The 14082-nt window shown below is 42.4% G+C and carries 9 protein-coding genes; 3 read left to right on the forward strand and 6 right to left on the reverse strand.

Annotated features, from left to right (window positions below):
* Position 1 precedes the first annotated feature (1 nt).
* Positions 2-1900 (reverse strand): glycoside hydrolase family 97 protein, encoded by a 1899-nt coding sequence (locus DWW10_RS09940; RefSeq protein ID WP_118420759.1) that lies wholly within the window; start codon positions 1898-1900, stop codon positions 2-4.
* A gap of 46 nt (positions 1901-1946) precedes the next feature.
* A complete protein-coding gene (locus DWW10_RS09945) occupies positions 1947-4364 on the reverse strand; it encodes a glycoside hydrolase family 127 protein (RefSeq protein ID WP_022393179.1) in 2418 nt (805 codons plus the stop codon).
* A 258-nt stretch (positions 4365-4622) separates the two neighbouring features.
* Between DWW10_RS09945 and DWW10_RS09950 the strand changes: the two genes are divergently transcribed.
* The 3 genes from DWW10_RS09950 (at position 4623) to DWW10_RS09960 (ending at position 9387) form a co-directional block, all read left to right on the forward strand.
* A complete protein-coding gene (locus DWW10_RS09950; protein ID WP_022393180.1) occupies positions 4623-6542 on the forward strand; it encodes an alpha/beta hydrolase-fold protein in 1920 nt (639 codons plus the stop codon).
* A 194-nt stretch (positions 6543-6736) separates the two neighbouring features.
* The gene (locus tag DWW10_RS09955; RefSeq protein ID WP_022393181.1) at positions 6737-8833 is read left to right on the forward strand and encodes a hypothetical protein; all 2097 of its coding nucleotides are present in this window, start codon (positions 6737-6739) and stop codon (positions 8831-8833) included.
* Positions 8834-9006: 173 nt separating this feature from the next.
* The gene (locus DWW10_RS09960; protein WP_022393182.1) at positions 9007-9387 is read left to right on the forward strand and encodes an MmcQ/YjbR family DNA-binding protein; all 381 of its coding nucleotides are present in this window, start codon (positions 9007-9009) and stop codon (positions 9385-9387) included.
* Between the two features lie 40 nt (positions 9388-9427).
* Here DWW10_RS09960 and DWW10_RS09965 read toward each other — a convergent pair whose 3' ends face one another.
* From DWW10_RS09965 to DWW10_RS09980, 4 genes are all read right to left on the reverse strand, one after another.
* Positions 9428-10510 (reverse strand): hypothetical protein, encoded by a 1083-nt coding sequence (locus tag DWW10_RS09965; RefSeq protein ID WP_022393183.1) that lies wholly within the window; start codon positions 10508-10510, stop codon positions 9428-9430.
* Between the two features lie 11 nt (positions 10511-10521).
* Positions 10522-10929 (reverse strand): hypothetical protein, encoded by a 408-nt coding sequence (locus DWW10_RS09970; RefSeq protein WP_022393184.1) that lies wholly within the window; start codon positions 10927-10929, stop codon positions 10522-10524.
* Positions 10926-11489 (reverse strand): RNA polymerase sigma factor, encoded by a 564-nt coding sequence (locus DWW10_RS09975; protein WP_022393185.1) that lies wholly within the window; start codon positions 11487-11489, stop codon positions 10926-10928. Before DWW10_RS09975 ends, DWW10_RS09970 begins: the two co-directional genes overlap by 4 nt.
* 89 nt (positions 11490-11578) lie before the next feature.
* The gene (locus tag DWW10_RS09980) at positions 11579-14041 is read right to left on the reverse strand and encodes a TlpA family protein disulfide reductase (protein WP_022393186.1); all 2463 of its coding nucleotides are present in this window, start codon (positions 14039-14041) and stop codon (positions 11579-11581) included.
* Between the last annotated feature and the right edge of the window lie 41 nt (positions 14042-14082).

The raw sequence follows: 14082 nt of genomic DNA on the forward strand, positions 1-14082 counted from the left end.
ATCATTTTATAACAGCTACAAATCCTCCACGCGGCAAACATTTTATTTCCAAATTCATTTCGTCTTCTGACAAAGGAAGATTTTCTTCAATAGCAAAGCTTCTGTCATCTGTACCATCCTCAAATAAAGTTATCTTCTTACCGGCAACGGAAAGGTCTTTCAGCGAAAAACAAAGGGTTTTCGGTTCATTGGTTCCATTAATCCCTGCAATATACCATATATCCCCTTTGCGCCGTGCCATAACAACCTCCATACCCGGATAGCCGGTCAAAAGCTTCGTATCATCCCAGGCTGCCGGCAAATCCGATAATAACTTCTTTACAGGTTCCGGCATATCATAGTAAACCGAAGGCCTGTCTGGCATATGCTGCAAGGCCGACTCAAAAATTATCGGTAATGCCAATTCATGACCATAAGAGGTGATATGCGGATGCTGAGAATCAGAGAAAGTGCCCGGAGTATAATCCATTGGGCCTACGACATTTCTCGTAAAGGGTAAGGTAGCATTGTGTTCCGCAGCCCGATTCGTCAAAACCGGAGTGTTATTGTACCATTCCGCCCCATATACTCCCTCCACCGACATCATGTGAGGATACGTACGTTGCCATCCGCGAGGAATAGTGGCACCATGAAAGTTAAGCATCAATTTATACTTCACGGCATCTTCAAGCAGATCTATATAATAATTCATTGTAGAAACACTATCACCCGAGAAGAAGTCAACTTTAATGCCGGCAACTCCCATATCGCTTAACCATTTATATTCCTTTTCCCTGTCTGCCTTTTTATTCAGACGAAAGAGAGGACCGGGACCTATCCAGTTCGTGCTCGAATTATACCAGACCAAAGGTTTAATACCTTGACTCAAAGCATATTTCACGGCATCTTGGATATTTCCCCCATTTCTCATTACATCCCATTCCCAATCGATCAAATCATAAGGCCACTTCATCTTGACTGCCAGGTCAATGTATTCCTTCACGATTTGATAATCTTGAGAACCATGGTTATATGCCCAATAAATCCACGACACCATTCCGGGTTTTATCCATTCCGTATCCTCCACCTTAGAAGGGTCAGACACATCCGTCACCAGTGTAGACTCAGTAATATCAGCTAAAGAACCAGCAATAAGCAATCGCCATGGAGACTCCCACACACCGCTAAAAGCAAGTTTTTTATCGCCCAATCGCACCTGATAATTATCGCGATTATCCCCATTATACAGAAAAGAGCCACAATGCCCCCGTCTGATATTAGCCTCCGTAATCAGCACAAACACAGAATCCCGTGGCTCTATAAGCGCCGGATATCCCCAAAGGTCAACCTCCGGGCGATTGGCAAGCTTACCGTCAATAGACAACGGGAAAAACTTTTCATAACCCGGATCATATTGTTGTATCCATCTTTTACTCCCTTGTGGCAAGGTGTACGCCGTATATTCATTAATGATATGTTCTTCATCCGAAATAGCCTTAAGCCCATACTTAAATGCAATCCCATCGTTGTACACCCTAAACGTTACCTCCAAAGTTTGCCCTTCATTGTTTTCCAGAGAGTAAATCCGTTCGGAAGCCTCATTCACACAATGGCTCCGTTTTCCCGTAATCATCCTATAATCATCAATCACGGATTTCGGTTCCGAAACTGATTTCAGTCTTAAGTTACCGGCAAACTTTTGCGCATCTGTTTCCAATCCCAGTTCGGAACGAAAAAGAATACTATCTCCCTTGTAATGCACAACGAAAGCGGCTTTTCCATAATCGCCATCCTTTGTTGTTACTACCCCAACCTTTAAGGCTCCGTCAGGAGAAATAGTATCAAATGTTGCCGAGTGGCACGAACTGATTATAACAGCTATTACAATCCCCCATGTTTTTCTAAGTAAGTTCATAAACATACATATTTAGTTAGTACACTACCCGATATGTTCCCCAAAAAGACTTTTATTTATCTATCACCGTCGATTCCGGAACCAACAATCGTACTGCAAAAATCCCTCCTGCTGTAGTATCCGGCTTACTCTGGAACCTAACCGTAATTTTATCTTTCGATTTCAGCAAAGTGGCCGGAATATTATATTCCACATTGCAGAACAAGTCTTTCTTCCATTTCCCGACAATATTTTCCGTAGCGATAGTTTGACCATCAACCAGAATATCAAAGCTCCTACTACCAGACTCAGCTCCCCAATAACGGACCATCAATGAGAGATTCTCATTTCCTTTCGTGGTCAGTGTATATTCGAAATATCCTCCATTACGGGCATCACGCCACGCCTCACCGGCATGTACTCCACGATGCGAATCCTGAGTTTTCATTGCATGATCCGACTCAGGTTGTTGCTCACCCGATGATACCATATCCACAGTACGCTTGTCGAGTATCATTCTCCCATTCTCTTCAGCTTCTACGGCTTGTTTATATTCCCTAAATGCGGGCTCGGGCATTGATAACCAATACATCATATAGCGGCTATCATGAATTCCATAGAATGGTTCAAGCATCAGATTCTTATATTTTTCCTGAGTAAACAAACCGGAAACAGTAAAACTAAAAGATTTTCCTTCGACCGGCTTCATACGATTCAATTTATTCAGAATATCACTTCTTTCCCCTATGATATAAGGTGCATCAAAAAGTGAAACCAGAGATCCGTGTGCAATATGCTCCCAACGCCCATCTCCGGCGATTAATCCGGGCATATTTTCCGTTCCCGTCCTCGCACCTAACAATATAGGGCCACGCATGATCGAGATAGCGTTAGGTACATTAGGCAATTCTTCAATTCTCACGGTCATCGGAGTTTTTATTTCTACCACATCTCCTTTTGACCATTGGCGATCAATGGTTATATAAGAACCTGGTTGTGCATTTTTTGCATAATCAATTCCATTGCAGACCACCTGCATTTTTCCCAGCTCCACCCACGAGGGATAACGTATCAGCAGTTTAAACTGCGTTGTTTTAGAAGGATTAACAGTCAGCGTAGTCCCTTCTTCATTCGGAAAGTCCGTTTCTTGTACAATCTTAATCTTTTTCTCTTTCCAGTTTAATTCGGAAGGTATAAAAAGATTCACATACAGAGCATTATCCGCCGTATCATGGGTATAAATAAACTGCCCGTATTTACCATGATTCTCCATACCGGTACCTACACAACACCACATTGCTTCTCCCGGTGCCGAATAAACACGATAATGCGAGGGGCAAGCAGGTGTGAAATATACGTATCCCCCATGTTCAGGATGCTGAGTAGAAAGGATATGATTATACATGGCACGTTCATAAAAATCGGCATATTCCACTTTGGGATGGATACGGAACAGACCTTCGGTAAGTTTCAGCATATTGTTAGTATTACACGACTCCGGTCCCTGACGTTCGTGCATATAATCGGAACATTTTCCTGCTTCGGGAAAATGCTCACCCCGGCTATTTCCGCCTAATGACAAAGAGCGATGAGAAACTACAGTCTCCCAGAAAAATTCAGCAGCAGTCATAAATTCATTGTAATCCGAAGCGGTTTTCGAATTAAGTTCGGCCACACGTTGATATCCCACGGCTTTAGGCACTTGCGTATTGGCATGCTTGTTATCCAGGTTATCAATGCGCCTTGCCATACTATCGAAAATCTGCTTGTGTGAGAAGCGCTTCGCCGTATCGAGGTATTTGGGATTGCCGGTCATTTGCCAGGCATCCGCATACACTTCATTCATACCACCGAATTCATTATCCAGCATACGCTCCATTTGCCGGCCGTCTAAATTAGAAATAACGTCGACGCCCCAGTCACAGAACTTCAAGAAGATCTTTTTCGCTTTTTCATTTTTACCGTAAAGCCAGGCATCCCGCAGTCCGGCATAGGTTTTATGCATATTATACCAGGCCACCCAGTAGTTCCATACAATGCCTACATTTCCTTTTCTTATTTCTTCCGCAAACTTCTTACTGTTCGGAAAGCCGCAAATAGAACCGTCATCATTAGCCTGCTGTACACGCGCAAATTCAGAAACCATATAATCCATGCGTTTTTTACACTCCTGATTACCTGTAGCGGCATAATGAATGGCTAAAGCGCTCAAATAGTGCCCACCGATATGCCCGTCAAGACCGTCTTTTTCCCAGTTACCATACGTTTCCGCTTTCTTAGGTAATCCTGCTTCACGCAGGAAAGGGGCCAGCAGACGATCGGTATCATATTGAAGCAGAACCTTAACGTTCAAATCACAGGCATGCTTAAAGGGGCCTGCAGTTATTCTCACATCTCCCAAAGGAAAAGTGTTCGAATAAAGCGCGTCCTGCGCAGCAAGGTTTGTAAAACTAATCGTTATCAGTAACAATAGAATCCATTTTTTCTTCATTTCCTAATCCTTAAATTTATTTCCATTTATAATCATACTTCCATACGATCTGGCACAATGCAAAAATAGGCCTATTGTATTATAGTCATTGTCAATTCCAGACATTTGATTTTAGATTTCAGATAAAACTTACCGCAGCTCTACTGTACTTACTCCGTACATTTTTCAAAAGATGTAACATCAGGAAAGAAACATGTAACATCATTATTGGGCTGAGAAAACAGAATGCCGTATGTTTGCAACATAAAATTCAGAACCATGAAAAACATTGCAATCATCTTAGTATGCGCATTAGCGTATTGCTTCGGGGTACAGGCCCAAAGTAGTATCCCCCACTCCCAGGCCGGTTTCGACGTAGAAAAGACAGGAATAGCCCAAGGGAAAATAGAAACGGTGACTTATAATTCTAAAACCGTCGGTACAAAGCGGAAAGCACTGGTTTATACCCCTCCCGGCTTCAACAAGAGTAAGAAATACCCCGTACTTTATCTGCTGCACGGTATCGGTGGCGATGAACTGGAGTGGTTCAATAATGGCAAACCACAAATCATTCTCGATAACCTGTATGCCGAAGGTAAACTAACACCGATGATCGTAGTACTCCCCAACGGAAGAGCCATAAAAGATGACCGCACTACGGGCAATATCATGGCTCCGGATAAAGTGGAAGGCTTCGCCATTTTTGAAAAAGATCTGCTGAACGACCTGGTTCCTTTTATTGAGAAGACATATCCTGTAATCAAGAATCGAGAGAGCAGGGCCATCGCAGGACTGTCAATGGGTGGCGGGCAATCCCTAAACTTTGGTCTGGGAAATCTGGATAAATTTGCTTGGGTAGGAGGATTCTCATCCGCTCCCAACACCAAAGCACCCGAAGTGCTTGTTCCAAATCCGGAAGCTACCACACAGCAACTAAAACTGCTGTGGATATCCTGCGGGGACAATGACAACCTGATGTCTTTCAGCGAGCGTACCCACCTCTACCTGCAACAACATCGGATTCCCCATATCTTCTATGTGGAGCCCGGAGGTCACGACTTCAATGTATGGAAAAATGACCTCTACCTGTTCTCTCAATTGCTATTCAAGCCTGTAGATACGTCAAGCTTCGACAAATACGGCCTTCACGGAGTACGTGCAGAATCCAACGTACGGAACTCCAAATATCCGCAACTGACGGCAGACCACCGCGCTATTTTTCGCATAAAAGCCCCGGATGCACAGAAAGTACAGATAGACCTGGGACGGAAATACGATATGGTCAGACAGGAAGGAGGTATCTGGGAAACGGTAACCGATTCTTTGGGTGAAGGTTTTCATTACTATTCACTATTGATTGACGGAGTAGCGGTAGCCGATCCCGGAAGTGAGACTTTCTATGGCATGGGACGCATGGCAAGCGGCATTGAAGTTCCTTTCAAGGGTGGAGAATATTATGCACTGAAGGATGTGCCACATGGTGATATCCGCATGAAACGCTACTATTCGGAAGTAAGTCGTTCGTGGAGACGCTTCTTTGTATATACACCTGCCGGATATGACACCCACACGGCTGAAAAATATCCTGTTTTATACCTGTTGCATGGTGGCGGAGAAGATGAACGCGGCTGGGCTACGCAAGGTAAAACCGATCTGATAATGGACAACCTGATCGCTGAGGGAAAAGCTAAACCGATGTTGATAGTGATGCTCGACGGCAATATGGCTTCTGCCGGATTCAATGCCGGTGCCTTGAAAGCATTCGAAGCTGAGTTGACGCAGGCTGTCATTCCATTTGTAGAAGAGAATTATCGTGTAAGAAAAGAACCGGACAGCCAGGCACTTGCAGGCCTCTCTATGGGAGGTATACAGACGCTTTATGCCGGTTTATACCATACAGATATGTTCGCTCATCTCGGTGTATTCAGTTCCGGATGGCTACCTTTCTACCAGAAAGTAGCAAACGACCAATACGAGTTTATCAACAAGAATAAAGCGGCAATAGACTCCCAACTAAGATTACTCTGGATTGCCATGGGAGGTAAAGAAGATATAGCCTATCAGAACTGTCAGAATATGCTTAAAGAGTTTGATACGCTAAAACTGAAGTATACATATTCCGAATATCCGGGTGGGCACACCTGGCCGGTATGGAGGAACAATCTGTATAATTTTGCACAATTATTATTCAATAAATAACAAAAGATACATTAGAAAATAATCTATATTCCCATTCAATACTTACAAGGATTATCACAAATTTATCTGATTTTGAAATTCAAATATCTAATATCGAAAGCCAATCATTCTTCGATAGCTTACTTTTGTCGCATAGTGTCCTATTGAACAAATAATAACATAAGTATTTACGTATAAAAAAGATTAGATTGGTTATGAAAAGAATTCAAGTCATTTTATCATTATTTGCTATTGTCCCCATGTTTGCAATAACAAAAGCAATAGCCGGTAATAATAATCAGCCCAAAACGTCCAAGTTTGTTTATCATGGAGCTGGTAATCCGTATCTACCGTTATGGGAACATTTGCCGGACGGAGAACCCCGTGTTTTTGAAGACCCCGACAATCCGGGAAAGTTTCGCGCTTACATCATCGGTTCGCACGATGTCCGCTTCGGCAGTTATTGCGGGCCGGACATCAGAATGTGGTCAGCACCCGTAGAAGATTTATCAAGCTGGCGTGACGAAGGAGCTATCTTTACCTATCAGGTAGAAGGACAATGGGATGTGATGTACGCTCCCGACCTTGTTGAAGTGAAAAGGAAGGACGGCACAAAAGAATATTATCTGTACCCGCATAGCCGCGGTAGAGACAGAGAAGCAATGGTTGCCAAAGGAAGCCGTCCTGACGGGCCTTTTACCCCCATCAACCTGACTGCCGATGGTACAAAAACCCTACCCGGAAGTATTCTAGGATTCGACCCGTCGGTATATATCGAATATATCACAGACCCGAACGATCCAGATTATGAAATTGGGTTCAGAGCTTATGGATACTGGGGATTCCAACGTTCATTAGCAGCCCAACTGGATCAGAATACCATGTATTCCGTACGCCCGGGAACAGAGGTTATTCCTTATTTTATGCCAGCAGGCGTTCGCAAAGGTAACAACCGCAGTCCGAAGAATATTTCATATCCGCATATCTTTCCCGGAGAGGACCTCGAAGCATTCAACTTCTTTGAAGCTTCATCCATACGTAAGATCGGAAACAAATACGTGACCATCTATAGCGGACATTCAGGCCCCGACTATGGATTGGGCAGCTCCAACTCCACTTTGCGTTACGCTTATGGTGACTCCCCACTGGGACCATGGAAAAGCGGCGGCGTTCTGGTCGATTCGCGTGCCCCGGTGTTAAATCAGGATGGTTCACACCTGCAAACAACTAATGCAGGACACAATACACACGGAAGTATAGAACTCATTAACGGACAATGGTATGTATTCTATCACCGTCCGCCACGGGGATTCGGCAACGCACGCCAGTCAATGGTAGCCCCAATCCATGTAGAATGGGATAAGAAACCGGTGTCGGAAGGCGGTAAAGTTTCCATCAGAGCCTACGATCCGTATGCAAAAAATAAAATCTGGACAGCCAAAGACAGCCAAGGAAATGAATACAAAGGAGCAGAAGTAACCTCGGAAGGATTCCATATATTCGGCCTTGATCCCTATCAGTATTATTCCGCGGGATTTGCATGTTATCTCTCCGACGGACGTATCCAACAGGATTCATGGGACATCTGGGATAATCATGCCCCCATCACAAACGTGAAAAACGGCAATATAATAGGATATAAATACTTCGGTTTCGGCGGATTGAATAAAGACAAACTGGGTTTGAAAGCTTTCGAAGGAACCAAAAAGGGAAACCAAACAGCCTTCAACCTCTTCCTTACACCCAAAACATCAAAAACGTTTAAAGTGAATGTTTGGTTAGATGGTCCGTGGGATAACGAAACCTGGAAAGGGACGAAGATAGGCGAAATTGTTGTTCCTGCCAACTCGGCGCAGAAAACGGAACAGTTTACAATTGATGTATCGAAGTTTGTTGACCACCTGGACAAGAAACATGCAATCTATCTCGTTGCTGAAAGCGAAGAAACGGGCAATCTTTTCGATTTAGCCGGCTTGGGATTCAGCTCAAACAAGAAGAAGATCACTCGCCCTATTGTCCCCAAAGTAAATATAGAGGTCAATGGAAAAGCAATCGAAGTACCGGCAACTCCTGTACGTTCTACTGAAAGCAATGGTATTACCGGCTATGACATCTATGAAGCTGTTTACAAACTTCCGGCCGGAACTACCGGAACCCCTACTGTATCGGCATCAGCGACTGATAAGAATGTGAAAGTAGAGATTATCCAGGCAACATCGGTTTCCGGAACTGCTATTGTGAAATTCGATTATAAAGGGGTGGTTAAAACATATAAGGTTGTGTTTAAGTCTCTTATGGCAGAAAGTAAATAGAACTTTACGATTACAGATTACGCATAAAAGTTTCAGGAAGTGCTACCATCGAATGATAAGTAGCACTTCTTTTAGATTACAGATATTTGATTTAGATTTAATAGGGTATTCCATCAGAGTTCATCCTAAAAGTGCTATATTTGCCTCTGTATACAGTTTTAAAATCCATCAAAATGAACATTGAAGAATTTAGAGAATACTGCCTGTCATTAAAAGGGGTTCATGAGAAAATGCCGTTCTCAAATATTCCCGATAAATACAGCCGTGATGTTCTATGCTTTTATGTAGCAGATAAATGGTTCTGCTTTGTAAATATCGAAGCCTTTGACTTTTGCTGTATCAAATGCAAGCCGGAAGAATCGGGAGAATTACAAACTACGTATATAGGAATAAAACCGGGATGGCACATGAATAAGAAATACTGGATCAGTGTTTACTTCAATCAGGATGTACCTGACGAAAAAATAAAAGAACTCGTAAGGAAGTCTTATGACATTGTTGTCAAAAGCCTGACAAAGAAAGAACGGGAAATGCTACTATCAAGTGATGAGTAGCACTCCCGGCATTAATATGATATATATGAATTCTACAGAGTTATGAAAGTTTTCTATACAGTCGCCAATAGTATCCACCAATAAACAATATCAGTAATAATGTAATGCCAAAAGCCCAATAATTAACTACACGGGATTCGGCAACAAGCATATAATCACTGTCCAAAAGACGAAAAGCATCTACTTTCCAAATGAGTGACTCATCTTTTTGCATGGCTGCATTGGTAGAAACCACCCTGCCCGGCATGGATAACTCAAACTGCACAGCATAACCAAACAATTCTGCAATCCGCCCTTTTTCCTCAAACAGATCATCCATTGGCTTTTTATTGTCCGCATATAAGTTTGAGAAATATTTCGTTTGACTCAATTCATCCAGATAATTGCATACCTCTTCGGGCGAACCGTCATCACCGGTATCTTTTCCGGAAAAGTACTTCCCATAAACCGGTTCCTTCAGATCTGCCAACTGATGTACAAAGGCCGTATCTCCTTTTATTGTAATGAAATGAAGAATTACTTCACAACTCAGTTCATACTGACTACGGTTATACCATTTCCAGAATTTGGCTTCAATGTCATCCAACCTATTATTCTGTTCAATACCATTTAATCCGATCAAAGCCTCCTGATCTCCCCGGAACCATATCCGCTGCTCTTCTTTACTCATATATTTTTCGAGAGGTACCGGACCTTTATCGGGTAATTCACCGTAGGCAGCCGTATACTGATAATATGTATAGAACCAGCGGAAGCTTTTCCGGAGTTTTTCAACCGGGACTACCAGAGGAAGACTGTATTCCTTTCCATCCAAAGTACTGAAGCTCTCGGAACCTACCATTGGATAAGTCCGGTAAACTTTCACATTCAGTTTGTCTTCATCTCCCCAGCAGTTGAATTTAACAACAGAGTCCAAATTGCTCACTCCCCACCCCGAATCTATTCGGAACAAAAACGGATTATGAGTCCTGTCACCTGCAAGGAAAGCAGAGTCGCCATAAGCATATACCTCTCTGTGCATGCTACCATCACTATTTACCTGAGAAACCATCCGGTAATAGGTACCGCAAGAAGTCATACCGAGCAGCAAAACAATGGCTGCCATCCATTTATACGTTCTCATAATGATATAATTTAATAAGTTTTCTTTGTAAGTTCCATTACTCTCTTTTGTCTGAGCTCCTTATACTGCACATACTGTCTGGACAGGTAATCGCTCTTTTCAGAAAGCCTCATCCTCTCCCAGCCTTCCGGTAGGGAATAAGCACTGTTTTCCTGGAAACGATACTCCTCTTCTACTCTGACACCATCGGGAACCGGACTAAGAAGAGTCTCACTCACCAACAAGCACAACAAAAGTCCTGCGGCTATCCCGGATACCCAACTGCCAATCAGCAGGCTTTTCCTTTTCTTCTTTTGGGGAACGATCCTGCTCACTTGCTGCAAAATGGCGGTAGTCAGTTCATCCGGATTGCTCAATATAGGCTGTACATTTCTCACCTCATCAAGCCATTCATTGTAAAGTTTATCATCTTGTTTCATAAGCCAGCATCTATTTGATTCATTTTGTTTCGTATATTCTTCCGGGCCAGGTAAAGGGTGGTTTTAATGATTCCGGCAGAAAGTCCGGTGATAGTTTGCACCTCCGGCACATCCAGTTCCTCAATATCCCGTAATGTAAAAATCAACCTTTGTCGGGGAGACAGTTCATCGGTATATCTCAGGATTAGTTCACGCAGTTGCTTGTTCACCACTGCCAATTCTACATTATCATCTGACGAGATATTCACAGAAACGGAATAATCTGCCTCATTATCGAGTGGTGAATGGTGCAGGGAACGCAGACGGTCATAACAGGTATTACAAGTGATTTTATAAAGCCAGGTAGAGAAGCGGCACTCACCATTATATTTACCCAGCGCCAGCCACACCTTTACAAAGGTTTCCTGTACCATATCTTTAGCCTCATCTTCGTCGCACAGCAATCGGAAAGCAAGCCGGAATACAAGTGGCTGAAACATAGAAACCAGCAGAGAGAATGCTACTGCATCCTCCTGCTGGCTCCTACTTATAAGCTCTTGTATTTTTTTCTGGTCCATCATAATAATATCTTCGTTTATTATATGATACGTAAGAAAAAACTTCCGGTCAATAAACAAGAGCTAAAATAATACTTATATAATGGAAAATATCAATCTTTATTTCCAAAACGTTTCTTCAGATAGTTCTCCAGATCATAAGCTCCCGGAGAATTTCGCAATACAGTACCATCTTTTTCTATCCATTCATAATGAGGAATACCATTAAATTGGAATAATTGGCGAAGATAGTTGTAGTCTGCCTGTGGAATACGATAACAAGCCTCCCCTTTCAGATTCTTTTCTACATACTCATTATAAGTCTTTTCGGGACTTTCACGATCACTGGTGATATATATGAACTGAAATTCCGGATGATCTTTATACTGTTGGCGCAAACCGGCAGTACGTTCAATGCCTCCACGACAGGGACCGCAAAACGTTGCCCAAAAATCTACAAATAAAGTTTTACCTGCATGGGCTTTAATGATATTACGGAAGATTTCAGTAGCAGGTCCTTCAGGCAAAGCATACGTGCTATCATTTTGTAGTGGAAAAGCTTGGGTATACAAACGCTCCGCCTCAGCAAACATGAACGGATGGCTGATTAGCTGTTTTTCTTTATCCAACAAGCTACGGGCACTTTCTCTATCCAATTGTTCTAAATCAAAAAGAAGACCGCGCAATACAATGATCTGCGAAACCAACGGAGCATATCCGACTATGCTATCCAATTGTTCCGATTTCTTTTTTTGACTTTCAAAGAAATGGTTTATTCTCATTATTTTCTCATCTTCCGCTTTTTGATTTTCATCAATAGATGCAGAAACACCGTCCACCGACTCGTTTTCTTTCTGATAAGCCTCGAATAGATCCTTGTATTTCTCTGTAAGTTCCTCCCATATCTTCGTCTCCTCAATGAGTTCGCTTATCTCTCTTATCACAGTCTGACCTGCTTTTTCTTCACTTATCTTTCGCATTTTTTCTTGCTCGGGAGTCAATACAACACCATGCTTCTTCAAATAAGTAAGAATAGATTTTTGAGGATATTTATAGGGTACTTTTCCCCTCTCAACAGTTGTCGTATCACCCAAAGCTCTTGCTAAATTCATATACTCAAGGCGGTTGATGAAACCACTAAAATTCTTATCCGCTACGATAAGACTGTCATTAAGAGGCATCTGTCTTAAGAAACCATAATAAGCCGAATCTTCCTTAACCTTCAGAACCTCATTATCTTTATTCTCCTGCGCCAGATAACTTCTGTCCATAACAAAGTCGAACATCTTATAACCTTGAGAAATCCGTGCCGTATTTCTCACCAAACGTGCCGCCCTTCCCACATACCGATTGGCAGCAACAAGTGAATCGGCCTGCTCCGACCAACGACGAAACATGGGTTCGCAACGCTCTATAAATTGTGCAGGAGTCAGTTCTTTCTGCATTTTCGAGAAATCTTCATAACGAAATACGAATAAATCATCCACATATTTCAATGCCTTTCCTATATATGCTGTAGATCCCATGTAATGGACATTATGAAGAGGATAATAATAATCACGGGCACGACTACGTGCCATTACAGCTTCCCAGTCTACATACATTGTTACAGTTTGCCCTGGTTCTATATAAAAGGGGATCCAATCATTATTGAACACAACCGAACTTACCATAGGATAGTTGATTTCAAACTTACATTCAAACCTTCCATTAGGTTGCAGAGTTACCACCATCGGATAATCTTCTCTTGTCAAATCATTAGAAACATAAATCAAGCCATTAGTAAAACCCAATTTTTGATCATAACCGGCAATATATCCTTGCAGGCAAACACTATCACGATGAAATACCGGACTCTCATTTTCTTCAACCTGCATCGCCTTCATGCTTCCCGCGTCCCGCGAATAAAGCAGGGCGGGTTCTTTATCTTTCTTTATCCGGCACAGGCCATTCTTTTGTGGGGTAAGCTCCAGTTCCACTTTATCACCCCAGTCATCTTTCAAAGTCAACAGCACGCTTTTGCCTTTCTGACGGATTGTTTCGTACTGATAGAAACGGCTGTCCATGACGGCAAGAGAATCGTATATGCCGAAAGCCCATTCATAATAGTCATTCATTCCCATCCAGTTACCGGAAACTTTATCGAAAAGTGAGGCTTTGGCATCTTTCTTCTCCAAAGATATATAGAATGTATGCGACTCATCGCCTTCATCGTCATCGAGGAAATGGATTTCTTTTGTTGTTTCAGGAAGTGGTGGAAAAAGAAGCACAAAATCCAAAGTTCCCGAATCCGGCGTATATACTTCTTTATTCAGCTCAAAGCCTTCGCTCCCCGTAAGATAATACTTCTCACCGGTATCTGCATCCTCCAGATAAGTGCTCTTACCCAGCATCACCCACCAATGTGGGCGGAAAATAACATGGATATGCAACCTCGTTGCATCTGGAGTACATTCAATGCGAGTAATATTATAAATACTGCCCGAACGGAATTTAAATTTAGGATTATCGATTACATTTTGTGCTTGGAGCATACAAGTGATGCAAAGTAGGAGAAGGAAAATAAGTTTTTTCATGGTATAGTTGTATATGATTAATTTCTACTAATCCTTAAAAA

Source organism: Bacteroides intestinalis (assembly GCF_003464595.1).
Lineage (GTDB): Bacteria > Bacteroidota > Bacteroidia > Bacteroidales > Bacteroidaceae > Bacteroides > Bacteroides intestinalis_A.

What these genes read in the sequence shown, in the direction of transcription:
- DWW10_RS09960 (WP_022393182.1), top strand. Translation starts at nt 9,007, where the DNA reads ATGAACATTGAAGAATTTAGAGAATACTGCCTGTCATTAAAAGGGGTT.
- DWW10_RS09955 (WP_022393181.1), top strand. Translation starts at nt 6,737, where the DNA reads ATGAAAAGAATTCAAGTCATTTTATCATTATTTGCTATTGTCCCCATG.
- DWW10_RS09980 (WP_022393186.1), bottom strand. Translation starts at nt 14,041, where the DNA reads ATGAAAAAACTTATTTTCCTTCTCCTACTTTGCATCACTTGTATGCTC.
- DWW10_RS09945 (WP_022393179.1), bottom strand. Translation starts at nt 4,364, where the DNA reads ATGAAGAAAAAATGGATTCTATTGTTACTGATAACGATTAGTTTTACA.
- DWW10_RS09940 (WP_118420759.1), bottom strand. Translation starts at nt 1,900, where the DNA reads ATGTTTATGAACTTACTTAGAAAAACATGGGGGATTGTAATAGCTGTT.
- DWW10_RS09965 (WP_022393183.1), bottom strand. Translation starts at nt 10,510, where the DNA reads ATGAGAACGTATAAATGGATGGCAGCCATTGTTTTGCTGCTCGGTATG.
- DWW10_RS09970 (WP_022393184.1), bottom strand. Translation starts at nt 10,929, where the DNA reads ATGAAACAAGATGATAAACTTTACAATGAATGGCTTGATGAGGTGAGA.
- DWW10_RS09975 (WP_022393185.1), bottom strand. Translation starts at nt 11,489, where the DNA reads ATGATGGACCAGAAAAAAATACAAGAGCTTATAAGTAGGAGCCAGCAG.
- DWW10_RS09950 (WP_022393180.1), top strand. Translation starts at nt 4,623, where the DNA reads ATGAAAAACATTGCAATCATCTTAGTATGCGCATTAGCGTATTGCTTC.